The following is a 19,294-nucleotide window of genomic DNA, read 5'->3' as shown; positions in this document are numbered from 1 at the left end:
GGCTACACCATCGATCCTTTCTTCATCGACCGTGTCGAGGTCATCTACGGCTCCAACGCCCTGCAGGGCATCGGCGCGACCGGCGGTGTGGTGAACCAGGTGACCGTGGGCGCTCCGCGCGAAGACGGCATCGCCGTGCGAGCTCTCGCGCAAATGACCCTGCCGGACGGTTTCGACGGCGACGGGATCGGCGCCAAGACCGGTGCCCTCATCGGCTACCGCGCAGGTGCCATCGATGCGAGTTTCGGAGCAACATTGGAGCGACGCGGAGCCTTCTTCGACGGGGCAGGCAACCGGATCGGAGTCGATGGGACACAAGGCGAAATCCAGGACAGCGACAGCTGGTCGGTGTTCGGGCGATTGGGTTACGAACTGGCGAGCGGTGCCCGGTTCGAACTGGTCGCCAATCGCTATGAGCTCGAAGGCAATGCCAATTTCGTGCTCGTCCCGGGCGATCGTGCCGCCGGTATTCCGGCGACCAGCGAGCGAGGAGTGACGCCCGGTGGTCCGCCATCGAATACCGCCGAACTGCTATCCGCATCGCTCATTGATCCCGATCTCGGCGGAGGCACATTCGTTCTGCAGGGTTTCTACAGCCGGACCGACGATGTGTTCGGTGGCGGCGTGTTTGGCGTGTTCCAGGATCTCGCCATTGCTCCGCCCGGTACTCTGTTCGACCAGTCGGCCAACCAGTCGCGCAAGCTGGGCGGCAAGGTCAGCTACGAACGCGCCATGGCCGGCTTCGAGGATCTTGTTCTGACCGCCGGTTTCGATGCCCTGTTCGACCGGACCGAGCAGTCGCTGGTCCAGACCGATCGGGTGTGGGTGCCGCGCAGCGATTTCCGCAGCCTCGCGCCGTTCGTCCAAAGCAATCTCGCGCTGGCCGACGGACTCGTCCGTCTGGCTGGCGGCCTGCGCTACGAAAACGTTCAACTGTCGGTCGACGACTTCGAGACTCTGGCAAGCTATGGGCCGGTCCAGGTGGAAGGTGGCTCTCCCTCTTTCGACGACCTGCTCTGGAATGCCGGGGTCATCGTCGAACCGATCGACGGGCTTCGGGCTTACGGAAGCTACGCCGAAGGCTTCACCATCGCCGATGTCGGCCGGATCCTTCGCGGCATCACCCAGCCGGGCGTGGACGTGGACGATTTCCTGTCGCTCGAACCGGTCGTTTCGAACAATCGCGAACTGGGCATCGAATGGAATCGTGGCCCATTGAACGCTTCGGCGAGCTACTTCTGGTCATCGAGCGATTTCGGGTCGCTGCTCGTGCTTCGCGGCGGTGTGTTCGAAGTGGAACGCCAGCCGATCGAGATCGAGGGTTTCGAAGCCAGCCTCGATTGGCAGACACCCCTGCCCGGGTTTTCGCTTAGCGGCGGCTATGCCAATCTGTCCGGACAGACCGACGGCGATGCCGACGGCCAGGTCGATGATGATCTCGACGGGGCCAACATTTCGCCTGATCGCGTCAATCTGGCCGCCGATTACACGGCAGGCCCGTTCAGCGCTCGCGCACAGGCCCGCGTCTATCTCTCGCGTCAATTCAACGATACTGCGACGGAGACGGATTTCGAAGGCTACACGCTGCTCGACGCCTTCATTGCATACCGCACCGAAATCGGCGAATTCTCGCTCGCCGCGCAGAACCTCACCGATGAATTCTATATCACTTATGACAGCGACACCGTCCGGGTGACGGACAATAATCGTTTCTTTGCGGGACGCGGACGCACCTTCACGCTGGCATGGCGCGGTGAATTCTGATGGCGCTGCTCTCATGGCTGCATCGCTGGACGGGCGGGCTTGTCGGGCTGCTGCTCGCCATTCTCGGCCTGTCCGGCACGGTGCTGCTGTGGGAAGATAGCTGGATCCTGCTGACCGGAGCGGACGATCCCGTAGTCAACGATCCAGCCATGCTTGGCCGTTCGGTCGCCGCGGCGCTGGACGCGGGGCCCGAGCTATCCCGTATCACGTTCGCAAGCGAGGAGATTGGATTGCACCAGGCTGTCTATGCCGACGGCAGCGGCGCCTATTTCGCGCAGGACGGGGCTCTGGTCGAGCGCTGGGCCAGCTTCTGGGAACGGCCCGAACTGTGGCTGTTCGATCTCCATCACTATCTGCTGATGGGCGAAACCGGGAAGACCGTCACCGGCATTCTCGGCCTCTTGCTCCTGGTATTCTGCATCAGCGGTCTGGCCCTGTGGTGGCGCACCCGAAAGACATTCCGCTTCCGCCTCTGGCCCGCCCGCTTCACTGCGAGTGCCGTGGTCCGCCATCATCGCGACCTGGGAGCCGTCGCATCCCCGCTGCTGATCCTGGTAGCATTCACCGGGGCGATGATGGTCTTCCCTGCCATTTCGGGTTGGCTTCTTTCGCCGCTGGCACATGAGATGCAAGATGTCGTCCTGCCCGACGACCTGACCGACCATTCGGCGCAGACCGACTGGACGCTGGTCATGACGCGGGCGCAAGCCGCCTTCCCGGATGCGGAGCCGCGGAGGCTCATGTTGCCCGCCGAAGCAGGAGCGCCGATAGCTATTCGGTTCCGGCAGAATTTCGAATGGACGCCCAACGGCCGCACCTATGTCTGGCTCGACCCTGGCGGTGCCAGGATCGTGGGCACGAGCGACCCCGCCACGCAGGATATGGCTTCCGCGGTGACCGAAAAGTTTTACCCGGTCCATGCCGGAAAGGTCGGCGGTCTGGTCTGGCGGCTGCTCTTGACCGCAAGCGGATTGGCTCTGGTGCTCCTGGGCGCGCTGGCTACCTGGAGCTTCTGGACAAGACAAGCTACCGATATATCCAGCAAAAGAGCAGGAAGGTGGAGCAGCGAGATTTCAGCACGCACCGCTGATTCCTCAGGGTCGCCGGGTTCCTAAGCGCCGCTAATCCTCCAAGGGTCGCGAACCTTTCGAAGAAGGTCTTCGCGACTCATTGCAAGGAATAGACTGGTTTAATGTCCGCGCGGTTTGGAGTTCGATCGGATCAGGTTTCGCAAGAACCTTGTCGGCTTCTATTACCTGTCTCGCAACGCCCCCTCTGCCTCGTCGATGTATCCGCCTGTCAGGGGCAGGGCCCTGCGATCGCGGCAATACTGAATCTGGTAATTGCACATGCCGCCATGTTCGAAAGCCGCCGTGGCTCCGGCGAGATAGAAGGTCCACATGCGATAGAAGCGCGCATCGAACATTGCCTCGATCCGTTCGCGATTGGCTTCGCAATTGGCATACCAGGCGCGCAGCGTTCTGGCGTAATGCAGCCGCAGCATCTCGACGTCGCTGGCGATGAGACGGTATTTCTCACTCGCCGCGACGGTTTCCGAAAGCGCCGGGATATAGCCGCCGGGGAAGATATATTTGCGCGTGAAAGCATCGGTTGTCCCCGGAGTGCCGATCCGGCCGATCGTGTGGAGCAGCATCACCCCGTCATCCGCGAGCATATTGGCGCAGCAGCGAAAAAATGCTTCGAATTGCGGGCGTCCGACATGTTCGAACATGCCCACCGAGACGATCCGATCAAAGCGCTGGCCACGTGCGGCGAGGTCGCGATAATCGACCAGCTCGAACTTCACGCGGTCGGAGACACCCGCTTGCTCGGCGCGGGTCCGAGCGAGGCTTAGCTGCTCCTCGCTGAGCGTAATGCCCGTGACGCGCAGGTCTATTTTTCGGGCGAGATAGATTGCCATTCCGCCCCAGCCGCAGCCGAGATCAAGGATCTCCTGGCCAGGCGCGATAGCCAGCTTGGCAGCTATATGGGCGAGCTTGGCCTCCTGCGCCTCGGCCAGTGTCTCAACGCCGTCATCCCAGTAAGCGCAGCTATATTGCATGTGCTCGTCATCGAGCATCAGTTGGTAGAACGCGTTCCCGAGATCGTAGTGATGCGCAACATTGCGCTGCGAACCGATTCGGGAATTCACCGACTCCAAAGCGAAAGCTGCACGGTTACGCCATCGCCGCAAGCGGCTCGGCCCGCCGATCGAGCCTCCACGATCCCAAGGCGTGTTGGTTCGCAAAAGTTCGACCAGTTCCATGATCCCGCCGCGCTCGACAAGCAGCCGCTCGTCCATGAACGCCTCCGCCGCGCCCAGCCGCGGGTCGAGGAGTATGTCCCGCGAGACCTTCCGGTCGACAAATCGGATGACAACATCCGGAAAGCCTTCCGCGGGCTTGCCGAAATTCTCGTTCGATCCATCGGCAAAATGCACCATCAAGGTTCCGCGCTCGACGATGCCGGAAAGATAGCGAGTGATCAGACGCTTGCTCATTCGGTCACCCTACGCTGCGCGCATCCTAACCGCATATCAGCTCGGCCATATCGACGGCGTATGGGAGCCCTTCTTCGCTTCTCCAAGCGCGCTCAACGGGACCGAATACATCATTACTTCCGATGTCTCCAAGGCCTGGCCGGTGGCCGACGGCGGCATCGGTGCGATGAGCTACATGTTCGAGATCCTGATGGGCGTCATGGGCGGCCGGGCCCGCTGGCGGACCATGCCCTGGATGGTGACGCTGTTCGGAATCGTCGTGGTGCCGCTCGGCGTGATCAGCATTTACTTCATCATCATCCAGCCGATCATGATCGGCACCTATTGTACGATCTGCCTCATGGCGGCGGCCGCAATGCTGATCATGATACCCTACTCGCTCGACGAGCTGGTCGCGATGGGACAGTTCCTCGTTCTAAACACGCGGCGCGGGCGACCGTTCTGGCGCTCGTTCTTCCGCGGCGATGCGCTGCCGGGCGGTAGCAAGGACTCGCATCCCGGTTTCGACGCATCGCTCGCCGCAATCGGCAAATCTGCGGCGCGCGGCGTGACCATCCCGTGGAATTTGGCCATCAGTGTGCTGATCGGTGCTTTCCTCATGTTCTCGAGGCTCGTTCTTGGGAATGTACCGCCTCTTGCCGACAGCGACCATCTGGTCGGCGCGCTGGTCATCACGGTTTCGGTAATTGCCATGGGGGAGGTTGCAAGGCCATTGCGCTTTCTCAATGTCGCGTTCGGTGCTTGGCTAATTGTGGCTCCATGGCTGATGGATGGAGGCGCCAGTACTGTGGGCAACATAGTCGGTACGATCCTCGGGGCGCTCCTGATTGCTCTGAGCCTGCCAAGAGGGCATCGGAGCGATGAACATTACGGAAGCTGGGACCGGTTCGTTGTTTAGCGGATCGGCATGGCGATGGCGGAGCCAATGGAATAGGATGGAGACCTTTGGAGCCTATAAGTATGAGTAGGCCTGAAGCAGTGTGGCAGGGCGCGCATCCCGCCCTGTGGATCGCCATTTTCGGCGGACTGATTGCCTTCGCCTGGGAAATGTTCCAGCTCCCGCTCTACAGCACTGACGGGCTTGGTCCTGTTGAAGCCGCATACCGATGCGGTCTGGCATCGTTCGGTGACGCGGGTATCATGGTGGCGGCCTATCTGGGCGCCTCGTTGGGAAACCGTCGAACACCTTGGATTGTCGACTGGCCAATATCCCGCTTCCTTATCTATCTCGCCATCGGTCTCGCGATAACATCCGTGGTCGAAATATTGGCCGTTGGGGCTGCCTGGGGCTGGACCTACAGTCCCACTATGCCGCTGGTCCCTGGGACAAAGATCGGACTCGTTCCCATAATCATGTGGGTTCTTGTCCCCACCGTGACCCTTTGGCTCTCACGGAAAATGGGACTTGGGTCAGCTTAAATGAAGCGATCGAAAGTGATTCCTAGTGAGCACCGGTCGCCAAGGATGAGCAGCGCTACGAATTACATCAAGACTGTCTCCACCAGGAGAGAAAATCGTTGCCCCGTCGCCGAGACCATCATCATCTCCCTGAGTCCACCGCGAGGAAGGTTTTGGTGGACCAGCACTTATGCGGTTACTTGCAATAATCAAAAGCGGTCAGCCTTCAATGGGTTTTGAAAGGAAGTCAGCGTAAGCCGGCACAGGTCGTACGATAACGTAACTGCCTCTTGGATTCCCTTCTCAGGTAGAGCGCAGCTCCCCGCGCGCCTGCGCAAACACCTCGATGCTGCCCCAGAGAGCAAGGCCCGCCATGATCGCGGCGACAATCAGGTCGGGCCATGCGCGCCCGGTTCCGAAGACCCCCAGCGCCGCACCCAGAACCGCCACATTGCCGATCGCGTCGTTGCGCGAGCAAACCCACACCGAGCGCATGTTGGCATCACCCATGCGAAACCGGAACAGCATCGCGGCAACCGCGAGATTCACCGCAAGCGCGACGGTTCCGATAATGCCCATGGTCCCGGCGTCCGGCGAGGCACCGACAAAGAAGCCCCAGATCGCGGAGCCAAGCACCCATAGCCCGAACGCCAGCATGGTCGCTGCTTTGGCAATGGCTGCGCGCGCGCGCCACGCAAGGGCCATTCCGGCAACGCCGAGACTTATGGCGTAATTTGCCGCATCGCCCAGAAAATCGAGTGCGTCAGCCTGCAATGCACGCGATTCAGCAGCGAGGCCCGCCACGATTTCGACGCCGAACATAACGGCATTGAGAATGAGCGCGATCCACAGGATACGTCGCCACAGCGGATCATTATTCGCCTCGCGGTCTTCGATAAAACCGCAGCAATTTTTCCCATTCGCTCGACTCCTTGTATCGAATCGCCTTATGCACCTTGTAGTCGCTACAAGGTCAAGCGATCGAGGGAAGGTAGGTATGCGCATCGGTGAACTCGCCCGCGCGGCCGGCGTAAAGGCGGAAACCATCCGTTACTATGAACGCGAGGGCATTCTCGCGTCTCCGCCCCGCACACAGGCCAACTATCGCGACTACTCTCCCGAGCACGCCCGGAGACTTAATTTCATTCGCCGCGCGCGCGACCTGGGGTTTTCCATGACGCGCATTCGCGACCTTCTCGAACTGGCCGACGACCGGTCGCGGTCGTGCCATGCGGTCGACACGCTGGCACGCGCGCACTTGTGCGAAGTCGACCGCAAGATTGCCGATCTGGAGGCCCTCCGAAGGGAACTGCGCCGGATGCTGGAAAACTGCGAGCAAGGAACGGTCGGCACCTGTCTTATCATTGAAGCGCTCGCCGATGGGACTGAAGCGTGAACGCGATATGGATCTATCCCCTTGCCGCGTTCGCCGAGATTGCGGGGTGCTTTGCGTTCTGGGCCTGGTTCAGAATGGACAGGAGGCCTGGTGGCTCCTTCCCGGAGTATTGGCGATCGTGTTGTTCGCCTATCTCCTTGCTCGCATTGAGGCGGATGCTGCAGGGCGAGCCTTCGCCGCCTATGACGGCGTCTACATCACCGCGTCGCTTAGCTGGCTCTGGCTCGTCGAAGATACTCGGCCGGATCGCTGGGATGTGTTGGGAGCATCGATATGTCTCGCCGGCGCTGCGATCATCCTTTTTGCGCCACGCGCGGCTTGAAAGGCTGCGGAGAGTTTCTGGAAAAGAAAGCACCGACCAACCTCTCAAGGCACGCGATTGTACTGCGAGCGCTTAGGCCCGCGGAAGAATTGATGCGCCTCGGCGTTCGCAACAGCCTTGCCGCAGAGTATCTCGCTTTGCCGAATCCCGAGCAGCATTTGCTTTCGAGCTCAATTCACCTTTCAAGTCAGTTCTCGCCTGCAAGCACGCAAAATGAAGGGCTGGCGCGAATATCAGCGCCAAAAGCCTCACGCGGAGTTTAAAAACTGACCCGAGCACCACCCACAATGCGCCGCGGGACCCCCGGACGCAGCCCGAAGGGGCGCCTGCTCACGGCGTATTGATTGTCGAGAACATTGTCGACGCGCGCAAACAGGGAGAACTTGTCAGTAAGCGCGTAACTTCCCGCAATATCGAAGACGATGCGATCATCGATCCTCTCGTTTTCAGCAACGGCTCCGCTTCCTGGATCGTCGCGCAACTCGGAAACGTAGTTGGCGCCAACGGTGGCTGCCGCGCGTCCCATGTTTACCCCCGCTTCGGCATAAAGCTGATGGCGAGCGATGTAAGGCAGGTCATCGCCTTCGTTCACATCGCCAAAGAATTCGCTGTCGAAGCTGCTGTCGAATTCTGCATCCGTAAACGTGTAGGCAAGCGACAGGGGGAATGAGATGGAATTGGAAAGGCGAGGTTCCGCAGCCGCCGACAGTTCCAAGCCTTTGACCGTAACCGCGCCGCCATTGAACTGATCGCCAATGTCACCGACGCTGCAGCCCACGGATTGAGTGCAGTTGCCCAGAAGGTTCGAGTAGTCGTTGTAGAAGCCGATCGCGGAGACCTGGACCTTGTCGCTCCGATAGCGGACCCCGGCTTCGTAGTTCCAGCTTTCCTCGGCCCGCGCATCAGGATTGCCGGGACCGGGAGGCGAGAAACCGCGCGACACACCTGCCAGCAATATGGCATCACCCAACTCGTAGGTGGCGCCAAGACCTGGCAACCACTGATCGATATTGGTCTGACGGACACGTGTAGGCCCATTCGAGCGATCCGGGTCCGACCCGGCATAGTCGAGCCGGGTCAGGTCAATCCCTTCATACCTCAAGCCGGGAGTCAGTGTCAGGGCACCGATCTCGATCCGGTCCTCGATATAGAACGCGATCGCCTTTGCTTTCGCTTCCCGGTTGGCTTGCTGACCAAGATCGGTCTGCCGTTCGAAGACGAGATCACCCCCGATCTGTGAGTAGAATTCCTCGTTTTGCAGCCTGTCTTCCTCATCCTCGTGGTAGCGGACCGATACGGCAAGGTTGTGCCTCGCGCCGCCAATTTCGAAGGGGCGCTCAAGCGAAATCTGAGCGCCTTCGCTGCGATAGACGCGGTTGTTGTTCCGTATGCGAACCGCGCCCTCGAAGCTATCCGCCCCGCGCAAGATGCTAAGCGCCCCGGCATTGTCCTCTGGATTAACGAAAACCGAGTTAATTGAATCGAAGCTGCCATCGCCGTCGAAGTCGATATCCTGGAGCTTGGACCAGCTGCGGGCAAAGTCGTTCCGGTACAGCGTAGCTGTGATCCTCGTTTCGTCAGAAAACGCCAAGCTGCCGGTAACGCGATATTGATCGTGCTCACCGGAAAAAGCGTCGCGCTGGCTTGCCGCATAGCGACGATAGGGCTCCGCCGCGAAATCGGTATCGGCCAGTCCAAGGTACGTCTCGTTGGCTTCAAGGTCCGATCGGCCATAGACGAATTCCAGTCGTGCCTCGACAGGCGCGTCCGGTGCTGTGTGAACAGCCAGGCGTCCACGGTAATCCTGTCGCTCGAAGCCGGTGTCGGCGTCGGAACGCCCGTCGATCGTCTTGAAGCCGTCGCTTCCCTGCTGGTAGGTTTCGAGCAACGCGCCGACGTAGTCCGTGTCTCCACCGACCCAGGCCTGTCCCTGATAATAGTCGCGCGACCCGTATTGCCCGGAGGCGAAGCCAGACAGCCCGTCGGTCGGAATGTCGGTCGACCGAAGATTGACCGCCCCGCCAATCGTACGGGGCCCATAGCGAATGGCTGCAGCGCCTTTTGTGACCTCGACCGCCTGCATGCGTCCGATGGCCGGGAAATAATACGCTGCCGGCGCGGCATAGGGAGCAGGCGCGATCAGCACGCCGTCTTCCATGAGCGTGATGTTGCTCGAACGTTCGACCGGACTGCCGCGCAGACCAATATTCGGGAACAAGCCGAACCCGTCTTCCTCCTGCGTATTGACGCCGGGGATTTGGCGCAGGACGCGATTTACATCCCCGTGATCGAACCGGCGCAGATCCTCGCTATCGATAATATCGGCCGATCCCGCGATACGATAGGGATCGATCCGGCCGCCGACCACAATGATCGATTCCACCGGATTCTCCCGGCGCTCGTCTGCAATCTGTTCGGCGCGCACCTCTCCGTTATCAGGCCCGGTAGCCTCTTGTGCCACGGCCGGTGCGGACAGAGCGATTGCGAGGGACGAGACGGCAGTACGATACATAAAAACTTCCTGTTCTCCGAGTGTAGAAATCGGGGCCCTAACCTTCTTGCGATTGCCTCGCAAGAGCAAAAAGGCTCAAGGAAGTTTGGCGGTGGCGCTAATGCGCATAGTCTTGAGATGCCGGACGCGGGATCTTGCGGCTACTATCTAGCGAGAATGAAGGCGCCTCACCTGAATTTGGAAGAACAAGTCTGACGGTCGGCGATCTCTCTTTTTATTCGGCCCGCCACATTGCATTTGCCACCACGCGTGGCGTCGGTCCCTCGAGCGTGATCATTGCCAGGCCCATGGCATGGCCGCACATTATCGCCGGTCTGACTTAGTTTTGTTTTTCATGCACTTATACACACCCGGACCTTGCAGCTGAACTTTGGCAAATCGGGTTTCGACTTTTCCAGCAAATTTCCAAGATCTGCCGCAGCCATCGGAACGAGCATACGGATTAGTGCTGATGGGGTCCGCCAACTTCATGCGGATGTGCGGTTTGATGCCCGGGAACGAGATCAGCTTCGCAGTCCGTTTCAAAGCACGCTTCGAATGTCGCATGCTCAATCTGAAACTCTTCTTTCAACATGGACCTAGCCCGGCCCTTCACTTTCTCGAATTGCTCAAGTGAAGCGCCTTCAGGGGTTACATGCGTTTCCAGCGCCCGGTGATGCTCGCCGATCGACCAGACATGAACATGATGTACTCCGTCGATCCCATCCAAATTTTCGAGTGCCGAAACGATCCGATCAAACTCCAGCTCGTCGGGAACCGCGCCCATCAAGAGCCGTACGGTCCTCGGCATCAGGGTCACCCCCTGCCAGATGACATAACCGGCGATGATCAGGGTGATGATCAGATCCGCGATGTAGAGATCGTATAGCAGGATCAGCGCGCCAGCGACGATCACACCGACCGACGCGAGAGCATCGGAGACGTTGTGCAGAAAGGCCGCCTTCATGTTGATGCTGTCATGCGAACCGCGATAGACGATGAAGGCAGTCACCAGATCGATGACCAGCGCTATGCCCGCCACGCCAATGACGGTCCAGCCCTCGACCGGCTGCGGATCGGCGAACCGGTTGATTGCCTCGACCAGCAGGTAGAAGCCGATGATGAGCAAGGTCGTGAGGTTGATGAGCGCGGCGACGACTTCGCCCTGCGCATAGCCAAAGGTCATCAGTTTATCGGCGGGACGCCGCCCGATCTTGCGCGCGAACCAGGCCAGGCCAAGCGCGGCCGCATCGCTGAAATTGTGCAAGGCATCAGCGATCAGCGCGAGCGAGCCCGACACGATCCCGCCGATGATCTGCGCTACCGTAAGCAGGACATTGATCGCTACTGCGAAGATTAGCTGGCGATCGCTCAGGTTCTCTTCGCCGTGATTATGTCCGGCGTGACCGTGGGAATGCCCCATTATTCGTGTCCCGTTGTTAGTGGTTCATTTGCTAAATGTGGCTGCCGCCGACTCTACGGGATGCTCCAAACCCGAGTTCGAAATATTCACCACGTCGGATAATTCGGCGAGCCCGGCAAAAATGAGTGCGAGAAGGGCGAACCCGACGAGAAAAGCAAGAAGCGATTTGAAGTGCCTCGTTGTGTGTGCCGCTTGATGAAGAAGCAAAGCTCTTACCGCCGCAGCCAGAAGCAACCCTGCAAAAACCGTGAGGAGCCAAGGCAAGCCGAAACTATCGACGCTGTGTACCATCCAGAATGCCAACAGCGCAGAACCGATGAAGGCCAGAGCGAGACCGACCTGTAGCGCGATGCGGTCCATTCGGCTTGAGTTGGCGGCTATGAGCCTGGAGCCAATCTGGCGACTAACCAAGATATTCGCCATGGCTAACCCTGCCGCGGTGACTTTTGCTAAAGTCACGGAAGCGGCTGCTGTAATACCAAGCACCAAACCATAGCCGATCAGATCGACGATTGAAAAAATGGACGATACAGCCATGTTGGACAAATCCTCGTCACGATCATGCTGTTTTCTTTTGCCATCCGCGAAACGATGCTTGAGATAACCGGCTGCCCTGCACAGAAGAACATAGGCTATTCCGCCGAGCAAAAAGAGCACAGGGATGGCCCAGCGATCGACTGTCGATTGTACGAACGGCGTGATCGCCAGCGCAACGGTTGCAAACAGAACGCCCGCAGCACCAGGATACAACAGATCGGACCGGCGCAATCCCGCCCCCACCCGTTCGACCCACAACGTCCCTACGACCAAGCCGGTGCTTGCGAATATCGCAAGAAGCAAAACATGCGATCGGCCTTGGGTCTCAAAGATAGTGTCGAAAAGGCTCATTAGCTTTTCAAACCCCGTACCGCCGGAAGTTCGTCTGCGACTTTATTCCGCGCGACAGGCAAATCTCCATCAAAATCTTTTCGGGGAGATGTCCTCATAAGCAAGGGCTGATCGTCATGATCCTCTTCGCGATGGCTATGGCCGCTCCGTTCACCCTGATCTTGGTTTTCATTGCTCATCCGGCTCCTCCGGAGACTTGCAAAGGCTGCACCCACAGGAATATTACGGCAATAAAAGCCGCATTTGCCGCCCAGAACGCGAAGATGTGCCATCGACCAAAGCCTCTTTTCTCTTCGTCTCCCAACGAAAGAAAGAGAGCGTATAGCGCGGCCATCAGCACGACGAACGCGAGACTGACCCAGAAGAGTTGAAAATTCTTGATCGGCGTTCCGATGATGGTGAGCGGGATGAAGGCGAGCGTCATGGTCACGACATGGTCGCCGATCACGCTTGTGCTGGCGGAGGTCACCTGACCGGAGCGCGCGACGCTCCAGGTAGTGAACACCTCGGGCAGCGATGCGACGGCGGCAGTGATGAAAAGACCGCCGACGATATTCGGGATGCCGAGTGCGCTCACGATCCTTTCGGTCGAGAATACGGTGAAGTAGGCCCCGACCGCCAGGGCGCCGACGCCCGCTATGGCCATCCATTTCTCCTTTCGGCTCCACTCTACCTGCTCTCCCTTCTCCCGGCCCCGAACGAGAGCCTGTACGAGATAGGCGAGATACGCGATGAGCAGCAGCCATCCATCGATCGGCTGCAACCCGCGCCAGGCGGCGGGAAGCGTCAGTAGAGCGAAGACCCCGAGGATCGCCAGGTAAGGCAGCGCCTGGACGGTAAGAGCTCCCTTATCGACCGCGACGTAATGATCGCGCCGATGCTTCTTGTGCTCCTTGTCAGCACCTTCAAGCGCCGCTTTACGGGTCGCCAGATAAGCGGTCGTCACGATCACCGGAATCACCAGAACGGTCGAACCCAGCATGGCGCCAAGGCCGATATCGGACACATCACGAGCAGCGCTCGTCACATTGATGCCCATCTCTGGCGAAGCGGCGGCTAGACCTAAAAAGGAGCCCCCCGCCGCGACGGAGAACCCCCATTGCTTGCGCAGTTTCTTGAGCGGTGCGGACAGGCGTTCCGCGCCCCAATGAGCGGCCCAGACGGCGGCGAGGAGAACCGCTGCCCAGACCGCGATCACTTGCGCCAGCCCTCGTGCTCTGTGCCCTCTTCCTCATGGATGTCCATATGCGCATCGCGCAGGATCTCGATGCCGCCGTAGATCGCTATGCAGGCCACACCGATCCCGACGACGAGATCGGGCCAGTTCGATCCGGTGAAAAACACTACGATACCCGCTATGATAATCCCGCCGTTCGAAACGAAATCATTCAAACTGAACGTGGTGGCTGCGCGTAAATTGACGTCCTTATTCTGCAAACGTTTCAGCAGGTAAAGGCACCAGAGGTTCACCGCACCGGCAACCAGCGCCATCACCATCATGACGCCGCCGATCGGATCCGAACCCTCCATGAAGCGCCGGATGGCATCGAGAATCACCCCGCCTGCGAACACAAGCAACATGACCCCGGAAAAACGCGCGGCTCCGCGCTTCCAGACCCGGGAGCGGGTGAGCGCAAGCAGGCTCAATGCATAGACAATCGCGTCCGACGAATTGTCGAGCCCATTGGCAATCAGCGCGTTGGAATCGCCGATTACCCCGGTGATGAAAAACCCTATCGCAATCGCCACATTGAGCCAGAAAACGATCCAGAGAGTGCGGCGCTTTTCGGCCGAATCGAGGTTGAGTTCGCCTTCGCCGCTCATGACGCATTCCTTCCTTCTCTCGCCCAGCTTTCGGCGGCAACCCGCTCGACAGGTGTGAAAAATCTCATCTCCGCGCGGAATAGCGGATCGAAAAGCTTGGTGCCCCACTCTTCCCAACTACTATCGGCGACCATCGCGATCCGGCCGAAGCTGTCCTTGTGCTTCGCATCGAATTTCAGGTCGCGCCAGAGACCGCCCATATCCCAGCCAGAAAAGTCGGGAGCGAGTTCGATAAGCATCGGAACCGTCCCAGGAACTCGCGCCGCGACGCGCTCGAAAAACGGAACGAAGCGGTCATAGTCGCTATCGGAAAGCGTTCCGTCCGCCCTGACGAGCAACAGACCACTATCTTCGATTGCGGTGAGCATATCGATTTCTCCTCTTTAATGTTCCGCGCGACCGTCGAGCGGCTTTGGGGCGTCCTCTGGACAGCGGTAAAAAATGCGCTCGAAACCTCGATCATGGCAGGTGATGAGCCGTCCCGGGCTACAATCTTCGATCGTAAGATGGCGCACTTGCATTGACCGCGCATGCCGTTCGAAGGGCTTATGGTCATGGTATATGCGATGACCTCACCCTCATCGCGCCAGATGCCGACAGCGGACAGATCACCGTCCGAAGGTTGCACCTCTGCGTAGAAGCCATCGGCGAAAAACACCCAGGCCGTGCCCGTATCGCAGCCGGGCGTTCTGCCGAGGCTCCGCGCGCCCGCAATTGAGTGCGATACCGGATCGCTTCGAGACTTGTCAGTCCCGAAGCGATCTGAGGCAGACAAATTGACCTAGCTAACTTCAATTAAGCCCTCCCCTTCAAGTAACATCCCGAAGTTCTTTACGTTCCTCAGGCGTGACGTTGCGACGCAGGCGGTCCCACCATCTTTGGCGCCAGCTTCGCTTCTCCTTGCCATCATCGAGTACCAGGCGAGCGATCGCTGGCAAAACGAACAGCGTGAGCGCAGTGGCTGTGATCAGCCCGCCGATCACTACCGTAGCCAGAGGGCGCTGCACCTCCGCGCCGGTGCCGGTTGCAATCGCCATCGGCACAAAACCCAGCGACGCCACCAACGCGGTCATGAGCACCGGTCGCAGTCGCGCCAGCGCGCCATCGGCAATCGCCTCATCGAGCGGCATCCCGCTGTCGAGCCGCTGCCGGATCGCGGTCATCATGACGAGCCCGTTGAGTACCGCCACGCCCGAAAGTGCGATAAAGCCGACCGCTGCAGACACCGAGAATGGCAAGCCTCGCAGCGCGAGCGCGAACACGCCCCCGGCCAGGGCCATCGGAATGGCGCTGAACACCGCCAGGGCCGGAACCCATCCGCCGAGCGCCATGAACAGCAACAACAGGACCAGCGCGAAGCACACGGGCACCACGATTGCCAGACGTGCCTGCGCCGCTTGGAGGTTCTGATACTGCCCGCCCCATTCGATGAAGGACGCTGGCGGCATATCGACCTGAGCCGAGACACCTTCCTGCGCTTCCTCGACAAAGGAGCCGAGATCGCGTTCGCGCACATTGGCCGATACGATCACGAGTCGGCGTCCCTGTTCACGTCGGACCTCGGCAAGGCCATCGACCACCTGGAAATCAGCCAGAGTTCGCAGGGGAACCGTGACACCGTTTTCAAGCACGATCGGGAGCGCGCCGAGCTGGTCGAAATCGTCGCGCGTCGCATCTTCGAGACGCACGACGACATCGAACCGGCGATCGCCTTCGAACACGAGCCCTGCCGGACGTCCACCAAGTGCGATGGCGACCGACTGGGCCACGTCTTCGACGGTCAGACCATAGCGCGCGATGGTCGGGCGGTCGAAGGCGATATCCATCGTCGGAAAGCCGGTCACCTGCTGCACCTTCACGTCCGCGGCGCCTTCGACACCTCGGAGCACGCTCGCGACCTGGCCCGCCGATTCAGTCAAGGCAGTGAGGTCATCGCCGTAGAGCTTGACGGCGACATCGCCGCGCACGCCTGCGATCAGCTCGTTAAAGCGCAATTCAATTGGTTGGCTGAATTCGTAGAGATTGCCAATCAAACCGCCGAGCGCAGTCTCCATCTCCTCTACCAGCTCATCCTTCGACAAATCCGGATCAGGCCATTCATCGCGAGGCTTCAGGATAACATAGGCGTCCGAAGCATTTGGCGGCATTGGATCGCTGGCGACTTCCGCCGTGCCGGTCCGCGAGAACACTAGATCCACTTGGGGAAACTCTTCGAGCCGGTCTTCGACCCGCCGCTGCATCGCCAGCGAGCGTTCGAGCGATGTCGAGGGGATGCGCAAGGATTGCACCGCGATGTCGCGTTCATCGAGCTGCGGCGTAAACTCGCTGCCCAGAAAGCCGAATACGAATACCGCTACTGTGAAGATACCAACCCCGGCACCAATCATCGGCCAGGGCCGCGCAATGGCCTTGCGCACGGCGGGACCGTAGCGCTCTTTGGTCCAGCGAATGGGCTTCACCTCCTTTTCGGTAAGCTTCTTGTTGAGCAGCACCGCGATCATCGCCGGGACGAAGGTCAGCGACAGCACAAAGGCCGAAGCCAGCGCGAGCATCATTGTGATCGCCATGGGCGAGAAGGTCTTGCCCTCGACCCCGGTAAAGGTGAGCAGCGGCGCGAAGACGAGGAAGATAATCGCCTGACCGTAGACGGTCGGTTTGATCATTTCTTGCGCTGCGAGACGCGTTTCGGTCAGTCGCTCGCCCAGAGTGAGCAAGCGGCCCTCGCGGTGCTGTCGGGCTGCAAGCCGCGCGACGCTGTTCTCGACAATGATGACCGCACCATCGACGATCAGGCCAAAGTCGAGCGCCCCCAAGCTCATCAGATTGCCCGAGACACCGAGCCGGTTCATGCCGACCGCTGCCATGAGCATCGATACGGGAATGACCAGCGCGGTGATGATCGCTGCACGAATGTTGCCCAGCAAAAGGAACAACACTGCAATTACCAGCAATGCGCCTTCGAGAAGATTTTTCTCAACCGTCGAAATCGTCGCATCGACCAGCGAGGACCGGTTATAAACGATCTCGGCCACAACGCCGTCGGGGAGCGATGCACGGACCTCGTCGAGCCGTTCGGCAGCACCGGCTGCGACGGTGCGGCTATTCTCGCCAGCGCGCATCAGCACGGTTCCCACCACCGCCTCTTCACCGTTCAGTGAAGCAGCACCGGTTCGCAGGTCGCCGCCGATCTCCACATCGGCCACATCGCCGATGCGGATGGGCACGTCCTCGCGGGTCGCAATGACGGCTTCTTCTATGTCGGCAATGCTGCCCAGCCTCGCATCGACGCGGACGAGCAGCGCTTCATCGGCACGGTCCACGAAGTTGGCACCGGCCGCGAGGTTGGCGGCCTCGAGCGCATCGATCAACGAATCGAACGACAGGCCATAGCCGGTCAAGCGCGCGGGATCGGGCTGAACCAGAAACTGCTTTTCGAACCCACCGATCGAATCCACGCCGGCCACGCCGTCGATAGAGCGCATCAGCGGTGCGACGACCCAATCCTGCACAGTGCGCAGATAGGCCGCCTTCGCCACTTCGCTTTCGAGGCGGTCACCACGTTCGGTGATGAAGCTGCCGTCGGACTGCCAGCCTGTGCGGCCACCAGTGGTCGCACCCTTGCCACCAGGGTGCTCATATTCGATCGTATACATCAGCACTTCGCCAAGGCCGGTGGAAATCGGACCCATGGTGGGCTCCGCCCCCTCTGGCAGCGAGGCTCCAATCGGTGCGAGCCGCTCGTTTACCTGCTGGCGGGCGAAGTATAGATCGGTGCCTTCCTCGAAGATCGCGGTCACCTGGCTGAAGCCGTTGCGCGAAATCGATCGTGTCATCTCCAGACCTTCGATTCCGGCGAGGCCGGTCTCGATCGGAAAGGTCACCTGCGTCTCCACTTGCGAAGGTGAGAGCGCAGCAGCGCTGGTGTTGATCTGGACCTGCGTGTTGGTGATGTCGGGAACCGCGTCGATCGGCAGGCGCACCAGATTGAACGCTCCGTAGATCGCTGCGAACACGGTCAGGACGATGATCGCCCAGCGGAAACGAACGGCGACATCGAGGATGACTCCGATCGGGCCGTGACGGTGGCTACCTTCGTCCGAAGACATGGGAGAAGATGCCGTGGTTCGATCAATGGCCATGTTCTGCGCCCTCCTTTTCGAGCTCGGACTTCAACAGGAAGGCATTGGCAGTCGCGATCCGCTGACCGGGCTCGAGCCCGGAGAGGATCGTCACCATTCCGGCAGACCGGCTGCCGGTCTCGACCTCCCGAGCCTGAAATCCGCGTCGTGTCCGCACGAAGACAACGTCGCGTCCTTCGAGCACCTGCACAGCATCTTCGGGTACCGCGATACGGCTCTGGTCCAATTCGCCCGAGGGGCGAATACGCGCCTGAAGGAACGAGCCGGGCTGCAGACCGGGAACGGCGCGCGTCAAGGTAAGAACCGCTGTCGCGCTACGGCTTTCGGCATCGAGCGAAGGCGTTACCGACCGGACGCGAGCGCCGATCTCCCTTCCATCGCCGAGGATTAACGCAGCCTCGTCGCCAGGCTGGATGCGTGAAGCATCTTCGGAAGGCAGCGCAACCTCGATCTGCAAGCCGCTGGGATTGACCACGCTGTAAAGCTCCTCCCCGGCGTCGACGAACGAGCCGAGCACGATTGGAGCGGCGGTCACACGGCCCGAAAGCGGACTGGTAACAGCGAGCGAGCGTCCATCGCCGCTCACGCCTGCCGCGGCGACGGCAGCCTGGGACCGGTTCAGTTCGGAACGGGCAACGTCAAGATTGGCGCGCGCCGCTTCGAGATCCTGGCGTGCGGTCACGTTGGCTTCGAATAGCCGGCGCTCCCGTTCATAGGCCGCCGAAAGCTCGGTCACGCGGGCGCGGGCGGCACTAAGCTGGGAAGCGAGTGCAGCCGCATCGGCGCTTTCGATCCGAGCGACGGTCTCGCCCTGCCGGACATAATCGCCAAGCGTCTTGCCAACGCTGCGCACGACACCGGAAGCCCGTGCATCGATGCGTGCGCTGGCGGTCGGACTTGCCGCAACCGTTGCAGGAAATACGAGTTCGACAGCGGCACCCGTCTGCACCGCTGCGACCTCAATCTCGGCGGTACGGATCTGCTCTTGCTCGATTAGCACGAGCCCCTCGGGCAGTTCTGTCTCCGCGACCTCTTCGTCCGCGTGGGTGTCGACCTGGCTGTCAGGCCAGAACATCAGCATCAAGGCCGAAAGGAGTATGACAATTCCGGCGATTATCGCCAGTCTTTTGCGATTCATTTGGATATTCC

General features: G+C 60.2%; 15 protein-coding genes and 1 pseudogene. 6 read left to right on the top strand and 10 right to left on the bottom strand.

The features are described from left to right. Nucleotides 1-1,764: TonB-dependent receptor domain-containing protein (locus tag ACGHJ7_RS13295; RefSeq protein WP_390478581.1), on the top strand; the 1,764-nt coding region annotated here is incomplete at its 5' end. Continuing rightward, nucleotides 1,764-2,879: a PepSY-associated TM helix domain-containing protein gene (locus ACGHJ7_RS13290; RefSeq protein ID WP_390478578.1), complete on the top strand. Its 1,116-nt coding sequence runs from the start codon at nucleotides 1,764-1,766 to the stop codon at nucleotides 2,877-2,879. The genes ACGHJ7_RS13295 and ACGHJ7_RS13290, both read left to right, overlap by 1 nt. A 137-nt stretch (nucleotides 2,880-3,016) precedes the next feature. Here the strand turns inward: ACGHJ7_RS13290 and ACGHJ7_RS13285 are convergent, their stop codons facing one another. Beyond that, nucleotides 3,017-4,264 carry a class I SAM-dependent methyltransferase gene (locus tag ACGHJ7_RS13285; protein WP_390478576.1) on the bottom strand — a complete coding sequence of 416 codons (1,248 nt, stop codon included), beginning with the start codon at nucleotides 4,262-4,264 and terminating at the stop codon, nucleotides 3,017-3,019. On the opposite strand from ACGHJ7_RS13285, the gene ACGHJ7_RS13280 reads away from it, so the two are divergent. Together ACGHJ7_RS13280 and ACGHJ7_RS13275 are read left to right on the top strand one after the other, a co-directional pair. Continuing rightward, the gene (locus ACGHJ7_RS13280; protein ID WP_390478572.1) at nucleotides 4,245-5,162 is read left to right on the top strand and encodes a vitamin K epoxide reductase family protein; all 918 of its coding nucleotides are present in this window, start codon (nucleotides 4,245-4,247) and stop codon (nucleotides 5,160-5,162) included. The two genes, ACGHJ7_RS13285 and ACGHJ7_RS13280, sit on opposite strands and share 20 nt — an antisense overlap. A gap of 62 nt (nucleotides 5,163-5,224) precedes the next feature. Then, nucleotides 5,225-5,683 carry a hypothetical protein gene (locus ACGHJ7_RS13275; RefSeq protein WP_390478569.1) on the top strand — a complete coding sequence of 153 codons (459 nt, stop codon included), beginning with the start codon at nucleotides 5,225-5,227 and terminating at the stop codon, nucleotides 5,681-5,683. Nucleotides 5,684-5,965: 282 nt separating this feature from the next. Here the strand turns inward: ACGHJ7_RS13275 and ACGHJ7_RS13270 are convergent, their stop codons facing one another. After that, nucleotides 5,966-6,559, bottom strand: a complete 594-nt coding sequence (locus ACGHJ7_RS13270) for a cation transporter (RefSeq protein WP_390478587.1) — start codon at nucleotides 6,557-6,559, stop codon at nucleotides 5,966-5,968. A gap of 100 nt (nucleotides 6,560-6,659) precedes the next feature. On the opposite strand from ACGHJ7_RS13270, the gene ACGHJ7_RS13265 reads away from it, so the two are divergent. Together ACGHJ7_RS13265 and ACGHJ7_RS13260 are read left to right on the top strand one after the other, a co-directional pair. Next, nucleotides 6,660-7,058: a helix-turn-helix domain-containing protein gene (locus ACGHJ7_RS13265; RefSeq protein ID WP_390478567.1), complete on the top strand. Its 399-nt coding sequence runs from the start codon at nucleotides 6,660-6,662 to the stop codon at nucleotides 7,056-7,058. Continuing rightward, nucleotides 7,055-7,380 (top strand): annotated as a pseudogene (locus ACGHJ7_RS13260) (YnfA family protein). Before ACGHJ7_RS13265 ends, ACGHJ7_RS13260 begins: the two are co-directional and overlap by 4 nt. 259 nt (nucleotides 7,381-7,639) lie before the next feature. Here ACGHJ7_RS13260 and ACGHJ7_RS13255 read toward each other — a convergent pair. From ACGHJ7_RS13255 to ACGHJ7_RS13220, 8 genes are all read right to left on the bottom strand, one after another. Then, entirely contained in the window at nucleotides 7,640-9,892 is a 2,253-nt protein-coding gene (locus ACGHJ7_RS13255) for a TonB-dependent receptor domain-containing protein (RefSeq protein ID WP_063512548.1), read from the bottom strand. Nucleotides 9,893-10,334: 442 nt separating this feature from the next. Beyond that, a complete protein-coding gene (locus tag ACGHJ7_RS13250) occupies nucleotides 10,335-11,294 on the bottom strand; it encodes a cation diffusion facilitator family transporter (RefSeq protein ID WP_063512547.1) in 960 nt (319 codons plus the stop codon). A gap of 24 nt (nucleotides 11,295-11,318) precedes the next feature. After that, nucleotides 11,319-12,182 carry a hypothetical protein gene (locus ACGHJ7_RS13245; RefSeq protein WP_390478564.1) on the bottom strand — a complete coding sequence of 288 codons (864 nt, stop codon included), beginning with the start codon at nucleotides 12,180-12,182 and terminating at the stop codon, nucleotides 11,319-11,321. A 175-nt stretch (nucleotides 12,183-12,357) separates the two neighbouring features. Beyond that, complete coding sequence (locus ACGHJ7_RS13240) at nucleotides 12,358-13,380, bottom strand: sodium:calcium antiporter (RefSeq protein ID WP_063512545.1); 1,023 nt, start codon at nucleotides 13,378-13,380, stop codon at nucleotides 12,358-12,360. After that, on the bottom strand, nucleotides 13,377-14,006 hold the full coding sequence (locus ACGHJ7_RS13235; protein WP_050600440.1) for a cation diffusion facilitator family transporter: 630 nt from the start codon (nucleotides 14,004-14,006) through the stop codon (nucleotides 13,377-13,379). Before ACGHJ7_RS13235 ends, ACGHJ7_RS13240 begins: the two co-directional genes overlap by 4 nt. Continuing rightward, entirely contained in the window at nucleotides 14,003-14,374 is a 372-nt protein-coding gene (locus ACGHJ7_RS13230) for an STAS/SEC14 domain-containing protein (RefSeq protein ID WP_390478560.1), read from the bottom strand. The genes ACGHJ7_RS13235 and ACGHJ7_RS13230 overlap by 4 nt, the downstream gene beginning before the upstream one ends. Before the next feature lie 441 nt (nucleotides 14,375-14,815). Then, nucleotides 14,816-18,112, bottom strand: a complete 3,297-nt coding sequence (locus ACGHJ7_RS13225) for an efflux RND transporter permease subunit (RefSeq protein WP_390478584.1) — start codon at nucleotides 18,110-18,112, stop codon at nucleotides 14,816-14,818. A gap of 22 nt (nucleotides 18,113-18,134) precedes the next feature. Then, nucleotides 18,135-19,283 carry an efflux RND transporter periplasmic adaptor subunit gene (locus tag ACGHJ7_RS13220; protein WP_390478557.1) on the bottom strand — a complete coding sequence of 383 codons (1,149 nt, stop codon included), beginning with the start codon at nucleotides 19,281-19,283 and terminating at the stop codon, nucleotides 18,135-18,137. Between the last annotated feature and the right edge of the window lie 11 nt (nucleotides 19,284-19,294).

Origin of the sequence: Altererythrobacter sp. MTPC7 (genome assembly GCF_042851395.1) — a bacterium.
In the GTDB taxonomy this organism is placed as follows: Bacteria; Pseudomonadota; Alphaproteobacteria; order Sphingomonadales; family Sphingomonadaceae; genus CAJXSN01.
Note: the sequence above shows the minus strand (reverse complement) of the source record. Positions and strands in the feature narration are given on the sequence as shown.